Here is an 18,482-nt window from a genome sequence, read left to right on the forward strand (position 1 = left end):
TTATCTGCCCCCTGTTGAATAGAATAATAGTTCTTCTTCATTCGTTTCGTTTGTTTTCAATTCCTTAACAGACTTACCGTCATACAAAACATAGACTCGATCGGTTATTCCTATGATTTCGGAAAGCTCTGATGATGCATAAATAATTCCTTTACCTTGCTTAGCTAAATCTGAAATTAAATTAAAGATATCCCTCTTTGCTCCAACGTCAACACCTTTTGTCGGCTCATCAAAAAGGTATACATCGGCTTCAGCCACTAGCCATTTTCCAATCGCTACCTTCTGCTGATTTCCGCCTGATAGGTTTTGAACCTTCGTTTCTTCCGATGGAGTCTTAATCCCAAGTGCGCGGATCATTTGTTTGGCCGTTTCTTTTTCCTTTTTCCGGTCTAAAAAACTCAATGCCTTTGAAAACACTCCTAAATTGGCCGCTGTCAAATTGGATTCTACCGATTCTAGTACGAGTATTCCTTCCTTTCGCCGCTCTTCAGGAACTAATGCAAGCCCATTTTTAACAGCATCGTATGGACTTTTACTTTTTAACTTCTTACCATTAAGGATAATTTCTCCTGCAGAAATTTTCGCTGCTCCAAAAAGAGCCTTGCATAATTCCGTTTTTCCTGCTCCCACTAGCCCAGCGATTCCAACGATTTCTCCAGCTTTAACCTGAATTTGCAGGTTTCTAAGTTTATCCTCGTCGGAAAGACCTTTTACCTCGAGGACTGTATTCCCGAACCTTGCCCTTTTCTCTGGAAACTGCTCCTCCAGCTTTTGCCCAAGCATTTGCTCGACCACTTTGCTTGGAGTGGTTTCTGAAATCTTCTCTTTTACAACAATTTCACCATTGCGCATTACAGTTATCTCATCACAAACTTCAAAGATTTCCGGCAGACGATGTGAGATAAAAATAATTCCTACATTTTGCTTTATTAAGTCCTTAACGATTCGAAATAGTTCTGTTGTTTCGGTATGACTTAACGGTGCAGTCGGTTCATCTAAAATGAGAAACTTACACTGCCTAGAAATAGCCCTCGCAATTAACACCATTTGTTTTTCAGCCAGGGTCAAATCGCTTACTAGTTTTTTGGTGGAAAGATGAATATTCATTTCTGCCAGTATTTTTTTTGCTTGATTATGAATCTCCTTCCATTTCACCCATTGTTTTTTCCCCATGTTATGAACGGTGTCTAGCAGCATAATATTTTCTGCGACAGTTAAATAGGGAATCAAGGCCGTATCGACTTCTTGGTAAACGATTTGTATTCCCGCGTCCTGAGCATTTTTAGGGGAACGGACTTTTAGACTTTGTCCAGCTAAGCTTATTTCGCCAGTATAGTGATCATACGCTCCTGAAAGAACCTTCATTAAGGTCGATTTCCCCGCGCCGTTTGCCCCTATCAGTGCCTGAATTTTTCCTGTTTCCGTGGAAAAATGAACTTGATTCAATGCTTTTACACCTGGAAACTCTATTGAGATGTTTTTCATTTCTAATGTTGTAGTCGTCAAAATGCCACCTCCTATTAAGCAAACACTCTCTTAATCTTGTGAAAAAGAGAGTGTAATGCCATCTATTTCTTATAATGCTTCTTTAATGTTTTCATCCAATCTTCTTCAAAGGCAGTAGATTGGCCCCAGCCTGGTATGATTGTCGCTAGATTTACCATATTAACTGCCTCTTTAGAATCCTGAACGTTTTTCTGCGTCACGAGTGAAGCTTCTAAGTCGTAAGTTTTTGGCGTCTCTTCCCCAGCCAGTTTTTTCGCTAGTAATCTCATATCTACAGCACCAATTAGCTTAGGGTCAACAGCAGCTGTGTATTTCCATGCACTGCCTTTTCTTTGGATTTCCTGAAGGTCAGCATTGGAAACATCAATTCCATAGATTTTTACTTCTTCCCGGCCTGCTTCCTTCAGAGCGCGGGCGGCACCAATCGCAAACGCATCCCAAGTCGCAAAAATGGCATCCAATTTTCCTTTAGGATATTTATTCAGCATCGCTGCAACAGCATTTTGAGTTTGAACACTTGTGTCTGCAGCAGCTACCCCGAAGCGCTCGACTTCTTTAATACCAGGGTTTTTCGCGAGAGCATCCTGATAGACTTTATTTCTTCTTACCATTGGCGGGAAGCCGTCCACCCAAAGGTAGGCAATATTGGCTTTTCCTTTTGTTTCTTTTACAAGCTGATCAAGAGCTAAGGTTGCTAATGCTTCATCATCCTGAGAAGTTAAAGTAACTCCATCTATGTCAGCAAGCTTTGGATTAGAGTCAAAAGCAACAACGCTTTTCCCTTTTTCTACAATCTTCTTCACATCATTAACTGTTGCATCATCGTCTCCATGAGAAATGACAAATCCGTCATAATTCTGATCTAGTGCTTGATTGATTGCATCATGGAATTTCGCTGTGTCCCCATTTGCAGTAAACACATCCACCTGAAAACCTAATGCTTGTCCTTCTTCTTTTGCACCCGCTAAGAATTGAGCCGTATGGTCGTCACCGCCAATTTTACGGATAACCTTAATTTTAACCGGATCTCCTTTGGCAAATCGTTCTGGAACCCCTTCTAATGACACATTTTTATTGCCGCTGGCTTGCTTTGTTTCTCCATTTGAGGCACAGCCAGTTAGCAGGAGTGTGGCGGCTAATGCTGAAACAAGTGTACTTTTAAATAACTTTCTCTTCATGATGTGAGCTCCCCTTTTTTCACGTAATTCTTCTTACTCCTATTGGAAAAGTTTGATTTAATATAAAATAAAAAACCTCTCCAGAAAAGAGAGGTTTCATCGCAAATAAATGGACTACTCCTCTCTTATCTCTCAAAACAATTTCTTGTTTTGCAGGATTTAGCACCAATTCCAATCGGAACGGTTGCTGGGCGTCATCGGGCCAGTCCCTCTGCCACTCTTGATAAGAGAACGTAAATGATTTAATTGATTAAGTATTAAACATACTTTAAACTCCTATTAACAAGTTGTCAATAGTATTATGAATATTTTTAATAAATTACTTTTTTAAAAATTACAATAACACCATTTCAATGATCAACTAATTTCGGTATTATAATATTTAGATAAACGAAATACTTTCAAGAAAGAAGTGTTATGAACGATGAACCAACTGGAAAGTGCTAAACGCAATTTAGTGATCATGTGGTTTGCCAACTTCTTTGTTGCTGGAAGTATGACAATGGTAATGCCCTTTATTTCACTTTATATTGAGACATTTGGAAATTTTTCAGAGAAATATGTACAGCATTGGTCTGGGGTAACGTTTGGAATTACGTTTGTATCTGCCTTCCTTTTCTCGCCAATCTGGGGGAAAATCGGCGACCGATATGGAAGGAAGAAAATTCTTATCATTTCAGGAATTGGAATGGCGGCCTCCATTTTCCTAATCAGCTTCGTCCATTCCGTCTGGCATTTATTGCTGCTACGCTTTTTCATGGGTTTCTTTTCAGGTTTTATCCCGATGTCTCAGGCATTTATTTCTACACAAACGCCGAAACAGATTGCTGGGCGTGTCCTTGGCACATTGCAAACAGGCAGTATTACCGGTTCTTTACTTGGACCGATGCTCGGCGGAATATTAGCAGATTCGCTTGGCTATGCCACGACATTTAAGTGGACATCCATATCCATTTTCATTTCATCCATCCTGGTTATTGCTGCAAAAGAATTTCGTGTTGAAGTCAAACAGGGAGCAAAAGCTTATTATTCAAGCAAGGAAGTCTTTAAGCATATTTTACGTAATCCGGTTTTATTAACAGTTCTTCTTATCTCTGCTTTAGTACAAATAGCCCACTTTAGCATTCAGCCGATATTGTCTTTATTTGTTAGTGATTTGCATGGTAAAACAAATGTCGCCTTTTATTCAGGAATTGCTTTTTCTGCAGCTGGACTTGGGAATCTAATGATGTCTCGAAAATGGGGTAAGATTGCAGACAAATACGGTTATATCAAAATTCTTGTCATCCTCTTATTCTTAGCAGGAATTGTTTACCTGCCAGGAGCAGCTGTTACGAGCCTTTGGCAGCTTGTTATTATCCGGTTCGCCCTCGGCGTCACGATTGGCGGAATTATTCCGGTTCGAATTGCTTACATCCGCCAGGAAGCTCCGATTGCAATGCAAGGTGAGGTTCTAGGCTATAACAATAGTTTAAGATTTCTCGGCAATATAATCGGTCCAATGCTAGGCGGCTTCCTATCAGGTTACTTTGGATTTTCCGCCGTTTTTATCAGCACAAGTGCATTATTAATTATCAGCGGCTTTATCTTACTCGTATCTATGCAGCGTAATCCAAAGCTTATCAAGCATACCGCCTAAAAACTTCAAAAGAAAAAGTCCCACAAAAAATGGGACTTTTCTTTATTTCAGCAGTTGTTCATAAACTTTTAAATTAGCATATACGGATTCTAAAACTGGGACTGAAATCTTTTCCTTCCGTGCTATCTCCAGTAAATAGCCGTGCAAATGGTCTGCTTCAACAGGTAATGATTTTTCCATATCCCTTTGCATCGAGGATTTCATCGAATAGTCAAGACCATCGATTTGATTCAATAATAGTGTTTCAATAGCATTTGGAAGTGGTGCCCCGATTTGGTTCATCACAGAAACAATTTCTTTTAATAACTGAGTAATTGTTGCTCGTCCGCTTACCTGTTCTAGAATAGGTCCAATTGGAGCTCTCATTAAAGTGGTAATACCAGACATCGTTGAAATAAATAAATACTTATTCCACAAATCCTTATTGATGTTTTCACTTAAGCGATAGGCAATGCTCGAACCACTAAAGGAGTCTTCTATTTTTAATACTCGCCCAGACCGTTCCCCTGTGCGTTCTCCATATACTAAATCGTGTTTTTCACTTGTTTGAATGACCCTGCCATTTTTATCAAGTGTGGTTTCTATAAAGCAAAGACCACCAATAACGCGCTCTTCCCCGAACATTTCTACCAATTTATCAATATGTAAAATACCGTTTAATAAAGGAAGAATGATTGTTTCTTCGCCAACATACTGTGTTATGCTCTCCATAGCTCCTTCTAGGTGATAGGCTTTAGTTGAAAGTAATATGACATCGAAAGAACCTGCTTCCTCCCCAGCAATGATAGTTTTCGGATTTAGGGTCACATTTCCATGGACACTCTCAATGACAAGCCCTGTTTCTTTCAACTGCTTTTTTCTGCCTTCACGAACTAAAAAGGTAACATCTTCACCCTTTTCTTGTAACCGTCCGCCAAAATAACCGCCAACCGCACCTGCCCCAACAACTAGAAATCTCATGTGAATACTCCCTTCATCGATATCTACATATCTAGTATAAGGGAAATTTTTTTTACTTAAAATAAATAAGCAGGAAATTCCTGCTATATTTCTAAATTGCTTTTCAGCTTAGTAAAATCCGTGTCCTGATAGTAACTATTTTTGACCAAGATATTCGGGCCGAGGCATGAAACGGCCGGGCAATGACAGTTTAATTCTTTGGCAATATTAGTGGCTTGCCATGTGTGATACGCATCAAGCAATTTAGTCTTTTGAATATTTCCTAACGCTGGAGTATCGCCAAAATCCGTTACTATGATATCACCGTTAAAAATATTAACATTCAAGCGTGATCGGCCATCAGGGTCATTTCTAACTGTCACATTTTTACTCTTATATAAACGTTTTAATAGATTTAAATCCTCCTGTTTACTGCTGCAGGCATAGAACGGAAGTGTACCAAACAGCATCCAAACCTCTTCATTTCTTATATCGAGCAAGTGATGAATCGCATCTCTGATCTCATCTAGGGTAAGTGTTTCAAGATTGCTGGCGAAATCACTTGGGTACATTGGATGCACTTCATGGCGCTGACAAAGCATTTCCTCAACGATTTGGCGGTGGATTTTTTCCAAATGAGGCAATGTCCGTTTATTTAACATGGTTTCTGCAGACACCATCACTCCTGCCTTCACAAGCCCGCGGCTATTTTCTATCATTCTCATAAAATATTTTTCCCGCTGTTTGTAATCAGGCTGCTTTTCCATTCTCGCAAAGCCGCCTTCAACAAAGTCATCCACCGTGCCCCAGTTATGTGAGATATGTAAGACATCTAAATAGGGGATGATTAATTCATATCGTGCCAAATCGAGGGTTAAATTTGAATTTATCTGAGTCCGTACCCCACGTTCGTGAGCATATTTTAAAATCGGTGCAACATAATTTTTCACGGAGGATAATGACAGCATCGGTTCCCCGCCAGTAATGCTTAAAGAGCGAAGGGTTGGAATTTCATCTAATCTTTTTAAGATAAGCTCCAAAGGTAAGGCATCTGGGTCCTTTGTCTGCAGCGTATATCCGACAGCACAATGTTCACAGCGCATATTACAAAGGGTTGTCGTGGTGAATTCAATATTTGTAAGCTGTGCTTTTCCATATTCCTCAATATCTAAATAAGCTTCCCAAGGATCATAGGATGGGGTAATTTTTTTCATTTTTAACATATTAAACTCCTTAACAATCAGTCTTCACAAAACCATTTCATTATAGCTGATTTGGGAATACAATTGCTATTTCTAACTGTTACAAAAGCTTATGTATACGAAAACGCGATTATTCAATTGAGCAATGCTATTTTTCTAGTTTATTTCTCTCAATCGACAAATTCCCAGGGAAATATCAACAAGATCAGATTCATATCGACAAGTATTGTGAATATTCTAAAAATAATAAAAGTATTATCATCACCAAAAAAGTGGCTGTCATCAAGGTACTCCCCCAATGACAGCCATCTGCACTTAAAAATTCCACACTGTCCTATAAGCTTGTTTCCAAGAAAAGAATGTAATCATAATTAGGATGATGAGATAAATTGGCACACCAAATGGAATAAAAGTAATAGCAAAATGAATTCCAGCAAATACTGCCAGGCAAAGCAAAGCAACAATTACTTTCAATCCCCCGCTTTGCAGGGCATCCTCAAAGGATTCAGAAAATGGCAGTGTACCTTTTAGATAGTTTGAACAAATGATCGTGAATAAAATAGCTGTCACCAGTACGACCAATAAATCATCTATGATCTTCAAACCGAATATGCCAATAAAAATCGCACTTAAGATAAGATAAATAGGCAAGAAGAGGTTGGAAATAAACACCTTTAAAACAGCACTATATAACGGAGCCAAGCTTTGAAGCGGGGCTGTTTGGTATATCCACGCCCCTTTGTATTTTCCCGAGTATTTTAACATTGCGACAGCATTGGGAATCATTAAACAAGAAAAATAAACCGCTAAATACCATTTACTTGTAACTAGATGAGTGTATGAATTCAATTGTATTTCATTAAACATAAAGATAAAAGGAACAATCAAAGACATTCCTAACGCCGGATAAACCTTTAAGCGAAATTCTCTTTCGTTTCGCATCATGTTATCGGCGAAGCGAAAAAAGATTTTTTCCTCCTTGCTTCGGCAAATCACATTGACAAGGCCATTTATCCACCATTGCTTCTTCCTGCTTCCTCCACCGCTATTATTAGTCAGCTTCTGCAAGTTCCTTTCAAAGGAAGGCATCATTCGACTATAAATGATGATTGCAATAATAGGAATAAACAAAGCCAGCAGTGAGAACGAATTAATATAGAAGTCTGAATGATGCTTTAGGAATAATTCAAAAGGTGCCCCAAACCAAATTGGAGGAATTAGGAATTGCCACCAGCTTGGCGTAAAGGTAATGTTCATATCAACTACACTAAAGGACCTTGCCAGTACCTGGTATCCAACGGCAATCGAAACGGATAGGCCAATTTGCACGTAGTTAATAATATCCTTCAGTTTTTCGCCATCAAAGAATCGCAAAATGAAATAGTAAATAATTGCCGTTACGACAACTATAAATAGATTTACTAAAACAAGACCGATAACCCCTAGGAGCAGAAATAATATCCCATGTCTATATGTCCCAATTAATAGGGGAATAGCAGTAAGTGCAGTCGTAAGAAAGATTAAATAAATACAAATATGAATAGTCTTCGCAACATTTAATGTCTTTTTATTAACTGGTTTTGTTAAGAGAATCGCCTTGTCCCGGACATCAAGGAGTACATTTGAAAAATCAGAAATCATCGACGTCATGACTAGAAACATGACAATTCCGTAAAAGATGCTCATTTGATATAGAAAGTTGCTTCCAAGCATGGTAAACGGGATGAGCATGAGGCTTAATAACACATATATCCCTAATGATTTCATGAACCCGTTTTCTTCTGGTTTCTTTTTCTTCTTTGTTTGTTGGTTAAAGATGGTCGGAGTCCTTCTTCCATCCATTGTTAGTTTGACTGCTAAAATTCTTCTCATGACAGTGTAATTGATGCCAAAGCTTTCAAAAAGACCGCGAAATAAATCTAGGAATCTCAACGTTCGAAAGTTTTTCATCTTTATACCCTTTGAACGATAGATACAAATTCCTCAGCCAAAACCTTATATTCATTAAATCCTGTCAGCTGATTAAAAATCTGCTCCAGTGTCCCTTCCTTATTTTGCTCCTTCAACTCATGGAAGCTGCCATCGGCTACAATGTTTCCATCGTTAATGAGGATAATGCGGTTGCTGATTTTCTCAACGACATCCATGATATGGGATGAATAGAAAATGGTTTTTCCCTGAGAGGCAAGAACAGCCAGAATTTCTTTAAAAACCATGACACTATTGGCATCTAGACCGCTTAACGGCTCATCCAAAAATAACAAGTCAGGATTATGCAATAAGCTCGAAATGATCAATACCTTTTGCCGCATTCCCTTTGAGTAGGACGAGATTCGCGAGTGATATACTGCTTCCATTCCAAAGACATTCATCAGGCTCCGGGCTTTTTCATCAGCCGTTTGTAGATCCATCCCGTATAATTCACCCACAAAGGTTAAATACTCCATTGCGGTAAGATTATCATAGAGTTCCGCTACCTCAGGCACATAGCCGATTTTTCTTTTGTAGCTAATATTGATCTCGTTGATTTCCTCTCCAAAAATCTCAACCTTGCCGCCATATTCACTTTCAAGCCCAAGCAATATCTTGATTGTTGTACTTTTCCCGGCCCCGTTTGGTCCAATATATCCGATAATTTGCCCGCGCTGTACCGTTAGATTAATGCCTTTTAGAACATTTTTTGTCCCATAATCCTTTTTCAAATCCTTCAAACAAAGTACCACGTCTTGGTTCGTTTCGATGCTCATCACCTTCTCATATATCGGTAGCTTAATATTAACATATTCTTCCTGTTTTTTTATAAAAAGCGTGAAGATGGAATAGCCGACAAAAGAAATTTTGTCGGCCCTCTAACCTATTTATTCTTACTTAAAAAATATACATACACTTTTATCATGAAATAGCTTACTTCTTCTGGAAGAAGCTCCTTGATCGGCTTTAATCGATCCCGTCCCACTTCAGCGACGGCCTTTTCTAATAGAGGAATATAATCACTTGGCACATGCTTAGTAAAGTCGACATCCAACCCTTGCTGGGCACATTGAAGCAAATGGCTTTCCACTGTGCTGATTGCAAGCTCACGCTTTTCCGCAATTTCCTCTATCGATAGTTTATTTTGGTTTAAAGTCAATGTCTCCAAATGGGATTCCCCAACTGCTTTTTTGGCTGTTTTTTTCGGTGCTTTCACTTCAGCTTGAATTTCACTTTGATAATCCGTATGATCTTGTAAAAAATTTCGGATTGCTTGTATGAATTCAAGTCCATATTTTTGCAATTTATGTTCACCTACACCGCTCACCTGTAAAAACTCTTGGTTCGTTTTCGGCTGCTTGGTGCACATATCCTTTAGAGCAGCATCAGAAAAAATGACAAATGGCGGTACTTTTTCAGTCTCAGCAATTTGCCTCCTTACTTCCCTCAATGCTTCGAATAATGGATCGCTCTTTGAAACTTGTTTGACTTGGACAGTCTCACGACGGTAAACCTGAATTCTTCCCAGCAAGACATCCTTACCTTTTGAGGAAACATAGAGTGTAGGGAATTGGCCCTGCTCAATGGCAATTAACTCCTGTGAAATGAGGAATTCAATAAAATCACTGACCTCCTTTGCTCCCTTGTCCTTCATAATTCCATAGGTTGGAAGTCTTTCAAATCCAAGCTCTGTTACTTTTTTATTCTTTGAACCTGTTACTACTTGTGCAATAAGTGTTTTTCCAAAACGCTGGCCCATCCGAATGATACAGGACATTACCATTTGTGCTTCTTTGGTTACATCAATACTGGTCCGTGAATCCGTACAGTTTCCACATCTTCCGCACGGCTCTGTTTCAGATTCACCGAAATATTTTAATATAAATTCCTGCAAACAGTTCTCCGTGTGACAGTAATCTACCATCTGCTGCAGTTTTTCCAGCTCTGCATGAATTCGTCCTCGGTCAATGGATTGGTCGATTAAGAAGCGCTGAATTTGCACATCCTGTGGAGAATATAATAGGGTACATTCACTTGGGAGTCCGTCACGGCCAGCACGCCCAGCTTCTTGGTAGTAGCTTTCCATGTTTTTCGGCATCTGAAAGTGGAGAACGTAGCGAATATTGCTTTTATCAATCCCCATCCCAAAGGCTGATGTTGCAACCATGACGGATGCTTTGTCTTCTAAAAAACGATCCTGTTCACGTGCACGTTCTGCATCCCCCATCCCGGCATGGTACCTGGCAACATTTATATTTTCTTTGCGAAGTCTTTCATAAAGCTGGTCAACATTTTTCCTTGTCGCAGCATAAATGATTCCCGCTTCTGTTTCGTTCTTTTTCAGATAATCTAAAAGGAATTTTAGCCGGTCTTGTCCTTTTATTACTGAAAAAGACAGGTTTTCTCGTTCAAATCCAGTAATGACGGTATTTTCCTCATTGATATCCAGCAGGCGGCAAATATCCTCCCGTACCCTTGGGGTTGCTGTTGCTGTAAGCGCCATAACAATTGGCCTTTGGGGCAGGGTTCGAACCATTTGTTGGATGTGGCGATAGCTGGGACGGAAATCGTGCCCCCATTGGGAAATACAGTGGGCTTCATCGACAGCTACTAATGGGATTTCCATATTTATAAGATCTTCGATAAATTCTCGTGACTCTAACCGCTCTGGTGCTATGTAAAGTAGCTTGTATTTCCCAAGCTGTGCATTACGCATCCGTTCATATGCTTCATTGAAACTAAGGGAGCTATTGATAAATGTGGCAGGAATTCCGACTTGGTTGAGAGCATCGACCTGATCCTTCATTAAGGAAATCAATGGGGATATAACAATCGTGGTGCCTTGAAGAGCAAGCGCTGGAATTTGATAGCAAATTGACTTTCCGCCGCCAGTCGGCATGACGCAAATGGTATTATTGCCATCCAGCACCGATTGGATTGCCTGTTCTTGGCCTTTGCGAAAAGAGTTGTAGCCAAAATGAGACTGTAATAAGGGGAGAGTTTGGGCAATCAAGATAGTGACTCCTTTCAAATGTTTGTAACTCTATTATAACGCGGCTTAATAAAATTTGAAAAATTAATAATAAGTTTTGGTCTAGGTTCTACACTGGTAGGTCTCACAGTGACCGTGGGTCTTCCTATTTCACCTTGACGGGCACTCTGAACCTTTCACACTGATCGCGGGTCTTCTTTTTTCACCTTCGCAGGCACTCTGAACCTTTCACAGTGACCGAGAGCCTTCTTTTTTCACCTTGAGGGGCACTCTGAACCTCGATTAAAACTATCAAAACTAAATAGGCCGACGAGTTCATTATTCTCGAAGGCCTATTCTCAACCTATATTAATATACTATTTAAAATCTCGTTTTTATGCTCACCAATCTTAGGTGGACCTGCCACATGCTCTTGAACAAGGTCACTATGCATTTTTACTTGGCAGTCACCCCAAGTGGAAGTGAAAATAAGTTCCTTTTCTTTAAAATATGGGTTATTTTGAAGCTCCCCAATTTCCAGTACAGGCGCCATACAGCAATCAACCTTTTGGGCAAATTCAATCCACTCGAAAAAAGGCTTGCTTTTAAAAATAGCTTTAACTTCATGATAAATTGGGTTGGACTCCTCCGTCTTTGAAAAATGGGCTCTAATCCAATCATCCCGCCCGTGCGCCATACAAAAGTTCTCCCAAAATTTCGGCTCCAGTGCCCCCATGCTCATAAACCGACCGTCCATTGTTTCATATAAAGCGTATGCAATAATACTGCCATTCAAAACAGAAATGCCGGTTCCCTCACCCACTTCTTTTTCAACCATGACATGATTCCCGAGTAAAGAAACTAATTGATCGGTGATAGAAATAGAATGATAGCTTCCCTTCCCAGTCAAAAACCGAGAAACAAGTCCTGCTAAAATCCGTTCATTTGCCGCATACCCGCCTAAATAATCTGCGAATGTGATAGAAGGGTGGACCGGTCTTCCTTGTTTATCTTTCAACTGAGCAAGCACACCGCTTAACGCCATATAATTGATATCGTGGTTTCCAAGCCCGCTTAATAGCCCCTTTTGTCCATACCCGGAAATTGAACAGTAAACGATATCAGGCTTCACCTTTTGAACATCTTCAAAACTCAGTCCGAGTTTTCCCATTACCCCCGGTCTAAAGCTTTCGATAACGACATCAGCATTGGAAATTAGTTTTAAAGCTATTTCCAGCCCGTCTTTCTCCTTCAAGTTTAAGGTGATGCTTTTCTTTTGCCGGTTATTCGCTTGAAAAACAATCCCGTCTCTATTTTGGGACATTCCAGTGTGGCGGGCTGGGTCACCTCCTGGGGGCTCCACCTTGATAATTTCCGCGCCCAGGTCAGCTAACCGTAATGTGGCGAAGGGTCCAGGCAGATAATTGGTAAAATCAATGACTCTAATTCCTTCCAGCATACTCAAAATCCTTTCCTACGAATTCGGTGACCCTGGTGCGAAAAGCTCCTCCAGCTGTTTACGCAGTACAAATTTTTGGATTTTACCGCTGGCATTTCGCGGCAAAACTTCTATGAAAATATATTTCCGAGGGCGCTTGTAGTTCGCCAGCTTATCACTAGTTTTACAGAATTCATCCAGCTCTTGTTCAGTCACATTCGGGTCCTTTTTTACAACAAAAGCTGTTACGGTTTCCCCCCACCTGTCATCAGGCTGTCCCACAATGGCAACATCTAGAACGCCAGGATGGGCATGCAATACATCCTCAACTTCACGCGGGTAAATGTTTTCACCGCCGCTGATAATCATATCATCAACACGGTCATTGACATAAAGGTAGCCTTCTTCATCGAGATACCCAATATCTCCTGAATGGTACCAGCCCTTATACAACGCTTTTGCTGTTGTTTCTTCACGATTGTAATAACCGAGCATCATACTAGGACCCTGAACAATGATTTCTCCTGTTTCACCCGCTGGGACAACATCGTCTGGGTCGGATGGCCCGTCCTCTCTTGTCCGGACAATCCGAATATCATGGCTGATTGCGGCCTGGCCAGCAGATCCTGCTTTTCTCAGCTGATCAGTCTCCGACAGGAAAGTAATCGCCGGGCCCATCTCCGTCATCCCATAGGCCTGAACTAAGGAGATTCCTAAGCGGTCATGAAGAGCATGTACGAGTGATGGAGCCATTGGGGCCGCACCATATAAACCTAGCTTCAGACTTGATAGGTTATACTGACTTAAATCCTCTTGAAGCAGCATATTCCACATCGTAGGGGCCGCAAATAGCTTAGTTATTTTTTCTTGTTCCATTAATTGAAGAATTTTTGGTGGATTAAATTGGTGCAGAATGACATTTCTTGCACCTACATGTACTCTTGGAAGAAAGTTGCAATGAAGTTCCGCACAATGAAACATCGGTGCTGTCACTAGACCTACATCATTCGCTTCAAGTTTGCAGGATGCTATGCAAAGGATGCTTTGTTCAAGCATATTGCGGTGGCTATGCATGACACCTTTTGGCCTGCCTGTTGTCCCGCTCGTATAGATAAAAGCATACAAATCGTTCTCATTTACTTCGATCTGAATGTCTTCTGTTGTTGAAGCAGCTAGTTTATCTTGGTAGCAGGCTGCATAAGACGGGGCATCGTCATCAATAAACCAGAAGGAGATTTTTTCAAAACGCTTTTCTATCGCCGCAATAACAGGCTCTAAGGCTTTCTCAAAAAGAACAACTTTAGGAGCTGCATCTGAAAGGATATAGGCTACTTCTTCAGGCATTAGGCGGAAATTTATCGGGTTAAAAATGGCTCCAATTTTGGAGCAGGCAAAAAAGGCAGTTCCTAATTCTTCCGTATTAAACATGAACGTGGAAACACGGTCGCCTTTTTTAACTCCTTCTTTGAGAAGGGCATTAGCAAGACGATTTACTTGTTCGTTCCATTCCTTAAAGGTGTACCTGACATTTTTTCTGACATCATAAATGGCTTCCTTGTTTGGGAACTTTTTCACCGTTAAATCGAAGACTTTTCCAATCGTAATACTCATTCAATCGCCTCCACCAGTAATTTTTGAGGCAATCGGCGGAACCGATTGCCTTTTACGGACTTTTTTTTGCTATAAATTGGGGGATATTTGCGAAAATTCGCTCCTATTTGCGAATCCATATTCACGAATTAAGCTAAGCGTTCAATTATCGTCGCATTTGCCATTCCATGGCCCTCGCACATTGTTTGTAAGCCGAAACGGCCTCCTGAACGCTCAAGCTCATGCATCATTGTCACCATTAGGCGCGCGCCGCTGCCGCCTAGAGGGTGACCAAGGGCAATAGCACCTCCATTAGGATTAAGCTTAGCTGGATTTGCCCCCGTGTCCCTCAACCATGCCATTGCAACCGGAGCGAATGCTTCATTCACTTCAAATACATCAATATCGTCAATTGATAAGCCTGCCTTTTCGAGCGCTTTTTTGGTAGCCGGAATCGGTCCTGTCAGCATTAACGTTGGATCAGAACCAACCACCACTCGGGTATGAACACGAAAACGCGGTTTAAGACCGAGTTCATCTGCTTTTTCACGGGACATAAGCAGTACCGCAGCAGCCCCATCGCTAATTTGGCTTGAATTTCCAGCATGAATCACACCGTCTTCTTTGAACGATGTCTTGAGGCCTGCCAATGCTTCAAGTGAAGTCCCTTTTCGAGGACCCGAATCTTCCTTGATGACTGCCGTCGTTCCATCCGGAAGCGTCACTTCTATAGGAAATATTTCTCTAGCAAAATACCCTTCCTCTTGGGCCTTTAGTGCTTTTTGATGGCTTTCAAGTGAAAATTGATCAAGCTCCTCACGAGTAAAACCATAGTTTTCTGCGATTCTCTCTGCAGACAGCCCTTGATGGATCATTTCGTACTTCGACCTTAAATTAGTGCTAAAAGGCTCTTCGGCACCTTTGTAGTTTGACCCCATTGGAACACGGGACATGCTCTCTACACCGCCGGCAATCACTACATCCATATCCCCTGCTAAAATAGCCTGTGCTGCAAAATGGACAGCCTGCTGGCTGGATCCGCATTGGCGGTCAATCGTGGTGCCTGGCACTTCAATTGGAAAGCCAGCAATTAGAGCGGCAACTCTGGCAATATCCCCCGCCTGTTCACCGGATTGAGTAACACACCCTAAAATGACATCGTCAATAATGGCTGGATCTATTCCGGCACGGTTCACTAATTCCTTTAAGGTTAACCCCGCTAAGTCGTCAGGACGGATATCTTTTAAAACGCCATTTCTTCTTCCTACCGGTGTACGTACACCTTCTACAATTACTACTTCACGCATGTTCATTGTCCCCTCTTTCTATAGTCCTAAATTTTTTGCAACGATAGTTTTCATAATTTCATTTGTGCCGGCGTAAATGCTTGCGACCTGAATATCACGGAATCGTCTCGCAATCTCGTATTCTTCCATATACCCATAGCCACCGTGGAGCTGCATGCATTCGGTCGCCACTTTCTTAGCGTTTTCCGTCAGCTTCCATTTCGCCATCGACACTTTTGTCACGATGTTTTGCCCCTCGATATGCTCAGCAATTAACTGATCTAAAAAGGAACGCCCCATTTGATTGTCTGCAGCCATTTCAACAATTTTAAACTGCGTATTTTGGAACTTGCTAATCGGTTTTCCAAACGCTTCTCGACTTTTTACATAATCAATGGTCATTTTAAGCATGACTTCTGCAGCCGTTTGCGCTCCAATTGCGGTGAGCAGGCGTTCCTGCTGGAGTTTTTCCATTAAATAAAGAAAGCCCTTGCCCTCTTCTCCGAGTAAATTCTCCTTCGGCACTCGGCAATCCTCAAAGATTAATTCTGCTGTATCCTGAGAGTGCAGACCGACTTTGTTTAGCTTTCTGCCTCTTGAAAATCCAGGTGAATCCCGTTCAATAACAAGCAGGGAAACCCCTTTATGCTTCGGAACAGCATGGAGGTCAGTCTTCACTGCAACAACGATTAGATCCGATTGGATTCCATTAGTGATAAATGTTTTTTGTCCATTGACAATATAGTGGTCCCCGTCCAGTTTAGCTGTCGTTTTAATGTTGGCCAGGTCTGAACCCGTCCCCGGCTCAGTCATCGCAATCGCGGTTATGATATCGCCAGTGACACATTTCGGAAGCCAGCGCTGTTTTTGCTCTTCAGTTCCGTAGGAGGTAATGTAGGGAACAACAATATCATTGTGCAGACCTATCCCGACTAAACCAGTGCCGACCTTCTCTAATTCCTCATTAATGACAACGGAGAAACCCCAGTCAACCTCACTGCCTCCATACTTCTCATCAATATCAGGGCAAAGAAACCCCTGCTCCCCCATCTTCCTCCAAAAGGAGCGGGGAATCATCCTGTTCTCCTCCCACTGGTCATAAAAGGGATATGCTTCACGCTCTAAAAACTTTCTCAATGACGCTCGGAAAATTTCGTGATCTTCGTTTAAGTATAGATGTTTCATTTAAAAAACTCCTTTCTTGGTATGAAAACGCTTCCGTTTTAAACGTTAATTTGATTCATTTTTTGACGCAGCTGATATTTTAATATTTTCCCAGATGCATTCCTCGGCAGCTGCTTTTCGATAAAAATCCTCCTAGGGACCTTATATCCTGCAAGCTTTTGACGGCAGAAGCTCCGTATTTCCTGTTCATCAATCACTGCCCCTTCTTTGGGTACAATGACAGCGCACACAGCTTCCCCCCAGACTTCATCTGGAAGTCCGATAATTGCTGCTTCGAGAACAGCTGGATGCTCATAAAGTACGCTTTCCACCTCGACTGAATAAACATTTTCCCCGCCGGAAATAATCATGTCTTTTTTCCGGTCAACTAGCGTAATATAGCCTTCTTCATCAATTGTTGCTAAATCACCGGTATAAAGCCAGCCATCTTTAAAGGTATTCTTCGTTTCTTCCGGCTTTTTATAATATTCCTTCATGACCATTGGGCTTCGAAGAATAAATTCACCTACTACGCCTGGCAGCACATCTTTGCCTTCCTCATTAACAACCCTTGTTTCGGTCATGAAAATTGGTTTTCCACCCTTCCCTAGATGTTTCTTATGCCCCTCAGGATCAAGAAGAATACCGCCTGGTCCTGCCTCCGTTAACCCGCACAAATTATAAAATTGATCGGTTTTAAACAGCTCCATACTTTTTTTGACGAGTTCCGGAGCCATTGGGGCAGCACCATACCCGCATCTCTTAATGGAGGATAAATCGTATTCGGCTGCATTCGGTACTTGAAGAAGAAAGGTAAACATCGCAGGAACCGCAAATAGATGGGTAATTTTATGCTCTTGAATTGCTTGAAGTGTTTTGACTGGATGAAAATCTCGATGGATAATGTGTGTTGCGCCTAGTGCGACACCTGAAATAAGGAAAAGATTTAACTGGGCTGAATGAAATAATGGTGCTAAATGGAGAATCCTTTCATGCTGCCTAATCCCCATATTGATGGTAACAGAGATTCCAACTTTAAAAATTTGGCTATGATCAAAAAGGGCACCCTTTGGGCGGCCAGTTGTCCCTGAGGTGTACAAAATTTCTACATCATCCTTTTCGAAAACCTCTATTTCTGGCTCGTTTAAGTTTTCGGATAACACTTTTTCAAAGGAATAAAAATCTTCTGTTTCCGGTTCACCCACCACGATAATTGAGCGGACAGCCGTACCTTGTTTTGCTTCAGAAATCGTTTTTTCAAACTCCTTGTCACACACAACAAAGGATGCGTCTGATTGCCCTAAAATGTATTGGATCTCCGAAGCAGTTAAACGGAAGTTAACTGGGACGGCCACTGCGCCAATTTTTGCAGCGGCAAAAAAGGTGAACACAAAGTGATCCGAATTTTTCATAATCAAGGCAAGCTTTTCGCCCTTTTTAAATCCTAAGGAAATCAAGCCATGAGCAAACCTGTTCACTTCCTCATTAAATTGGCGATATGTATAGCTTCTTCCCTCACATTCTATCGCCAATAATTCTGGAAACTTGCGGGCACTTTGAGATAATAGGCTGCCAATCTTCATCTTAGGGACCCCCTA

13 protein-coding genes and 1 riboswitch are annotated in these 18,482 nt (G+C 41.2%); of the genes, 1 reads left to right on the plus strand and 12 read right to left on the minus strand.

All coding sequences use genetic code 11. The features are described 5' to 3' along the window. Complete coding sequence (locus V7161_RS00210) at positions 1-1,485, minus strand: sugar ABC transporter ATP-binding protein (RefSeq protein ID WP_335441781.1); 1,485 nt, start codon at positions 1,483-1,485, stop codon at positions 1-3. A gap of 83 nt (positions 1,486-1,568) precedes the next feature. After that, entirely contained in the window at positions 1,569-2,684 is a 1,116-nt protein-coding gene (locus V7161_RS00215; RefSeq protein ID WP_335441748.1) for a sugar ABC transporter substrate-binding protein, read from the minus strand. 122 nt (positions 2,685-2,806) lie between these two features. Next, a riboswitch (SAM riboswitch) is annotated at positions 2,807-2,914 on the minus strand. A gap of 194 nt (positions 2,915-3,108) precedes the next feature. Between V7161_RS00215 and V7161_RS00220 the strand changes: the two genes are divergently transcribed. Beyond that, complete coding sequence (locus V7161_RS00220) at positions 3,109-4,323, plus strand: MFS transporter (RefSeq protein ID WP_335441749.1); 1,215 nt, start codon at positions 3,109-3,111, stop codon at positions 4,321-4,323. A gap of 42 nt (positions 4,324-4,365) precedes the next feature. Here V7161_RS00220 and V7161_RS00225 read toward each other — a convergent pair whose 3' ends face one another. The 10 genes from V7161_RS00225 to V7161_RS00270 all read right to left on the minus strand — a co-directional run bounded on the left by V7161_RS00225 (position 4,366) and on the right by V7161_RS00270 (position 18,467). Beyond that, a complete protein-coding gene (locus V7161_RS00225; RefSeq protein ID WP_335441750.1) occupies positions 4,366-5,283 on the minus strand; it encodes a ketopantoate reductase family protein in 918 nt (305 codons plus the stop codon). Positions 5,284-5,366: 83 nt separating this feature from the next. Beyond that, positions 5,367-6,485 (minus strand): radical SAM/CxCxxxxC motif protein YfkAB, encoded by a 1,119-nt coding sequence (gene yfkAB / locus V7161_RS00230; protein ID WP_335441751.1) that lies wholly within the window; start codon positions 6,483-6,485, stop codon positions 5,367-5,369. Between the two features lie 294 nt (positions 6,486-6,779). Then, positions 6,780-8,414, minus strand: a complete 1,635-nt coding sequence (locus V7161_RS00235) for a hypothetical protein (protein ID WP_335441752.1) — start codon at positions 8,412-8,414, stop codon at positions 6,780-6,782. Positions 8,415-8,416: 2 nt separating this feature from the next. Further along, positions 8,417-9,211 carry an ABC transporter ATP-binding protein gene (locus V7161_RS00240; RefSeq protein ID WP_335441753.1) on the minus strand — a complete coding sequence of 265 codons (795 nt, stop codon included), beginning with the start codon at positions 9,209-9,211 and terminating at the stop codon, positions 8,417-8,419. 107 nt (positions 9,212-9,318) lie between these two features. Then, the gene (gene recQ, locus V7161_RS00245; protein WP_335441754.1) at positions 9,319-11,448 is read right to left on the minus strand and encodes a DNA helicase RecQ; all 2,130 of its coding nucleotides are present in this window, start codon (positions 11,446-11,448) and stop codon (positions 9,319-9,321) included. A 322-nt stretch (positions 11,449-11,770) separates the two neighbouring features. Next, the gene (locus tag V7161_RS00250) at positions 11,771-12,865 is read right to left on the minus strand and encodes a CaiB/BaiF CoA transferase family protein (protein WP_335441755.1); all 1,095 of its coding nucleotides are present in this window, start codon (positions 12,863-12,865) and stop codon (positions 11,771-11,773) included. A 15-nt stretch (positions 12,866-12,880) separates the two neighbouring features. Continuing rightward, positions 12,881-14,455 (minus strand): fatty acid--CoA ligase, encoded by a 1,575-nt coding sequence (locus V7161_RS00255; protein WP_335441756.1) that lies wholly within the window; start codon positions 14,453-14,455, stop codon positions 12,881-12,883. 128 nt (positions 14,456-14,583) lie between these two features. Beyond that, complete coding sequence (locus V7161_RS00260) at positions 14,584-15,741, minus strand: thiolase family protein (RefSeq protein ID WP_335441757.1); 1,158 nt, start codon at positions 15,739-15,741, stop codon at positions 14,584-14,586. Between the two features lie 18 nt (positions 15,742-15,759). After that, entirely contained in the window at positions 15,760-16,905 is a 1,146-nt protein-coding gene (locus tag V7161_RS00265; protein ID WP_335441758.1) for an acyl-CoA dehydrogenase family protein, read from the minus strand. A gap of 38 nt (positions 16,906-16,943) precedes the next feature. Next, on the minus strand, positions 16,944-18,467 hold the full coding sequence (locus V7161_RS00270; RefSeq protein ID WP_335441759.1) for an acyl-CoA synthetase: 1,524 nt from the start codon (positions 18,465-18,467) through the stop codon (positions 16,944-16,946). Positions 18,468-18,482: the final 15 nt, after the last annotated feature.

Origin of the sequence: Neobacillus drentensis, from assembly GCF_036965425.1 — a bacterium.
Lineage (GTDB): Bacteria > Bacillota > Bacilli > Bacillales > Cytobacillaceae > Neobacillus > Neobacillus drentensis_F.

Coding starts and splice junctions, on each gene's coding strand:
- V7161_RS00210 (WP_335441781.1), bottom strand. CDS start 1,485: ATGAAAAACATCTCAATAGAGTTTCCAGGTGTAAAAGCATTGAATCAA.
- V7161_RS00215 (WP_335441748.1), bottom strand. CDS start 2,684: ATGAAGAGAAAGTTATTTAAAAGTACACTTGTTTCAGCATTAGCCGCC.
- V7161_RS00260 (WP_335441757.1), bottom strand. CDS start 15,741: ATGCGTGAAGTAGTAATTGTAGAAGGTGTACGTACACCGGTAGGAAGA.
- V7161_RS00240 (WP_335441753.1), bottom strand. CDS start 9,211: ATGAGCATCGAAACGAACCAAGACGTGGTACTTTGTTTGAAGGATTTG.
- V7161_RS00270 (WP_335441759.1), bottom strand. CDS start 18,467: ATGAAGATTGGCAGCCTATTATCTCAAAGTGCCCGCAAGTTTCCAGAA.
- V7161_RS00235 (WP_335441752.1), bottom strand. CDS start 8,414: ATGAAAAACTTTCGAACGTTGAGATTCCTAGATTTATTTCGCGGTCTT.
- V7161_RS00255 (WP_335441756.1), bottom strand. CDS start 14,455: ATGAGTATTACGATTGGAAAAGTCTTCGATTTAACGGTGAAAAAGTTC.
- V7161_RS00220 (WP_335441749.1), top strand. CDS start 3,109: ATGAACCAACTGGAAAGTGCTAAACGCAATTTAGTGATCATGTGGTTT.
- V7161_RS00250 (WP_335441755.1), bottom strand. CDS start 12,865: ATGCTGGAAGGAATTAGAGTCATTGATTTTACCAATTATCTGCCTGGA.
- V7161_RS00265 (WP_335441758.1), bottom strand. CDS start 16,905: ATGAAACATCTATACTTAAACGAAGATCACGAAATTTTCCGAGCGTCA.
- yfkAB (WP_335441751.1), bottom strand. CDS start 6,485: ATGTTAAAAATGAAAAAAATTACCCCATCCTATGATCCTTGGGAAGCT.
- V7161_RS00225 (WP_335441750.1), bottom strand. CDS start 5,283: ATGAGATTTCTAGTTGTTGGGGCAGGTGCGGTTGGCGGTTATTTTGGC.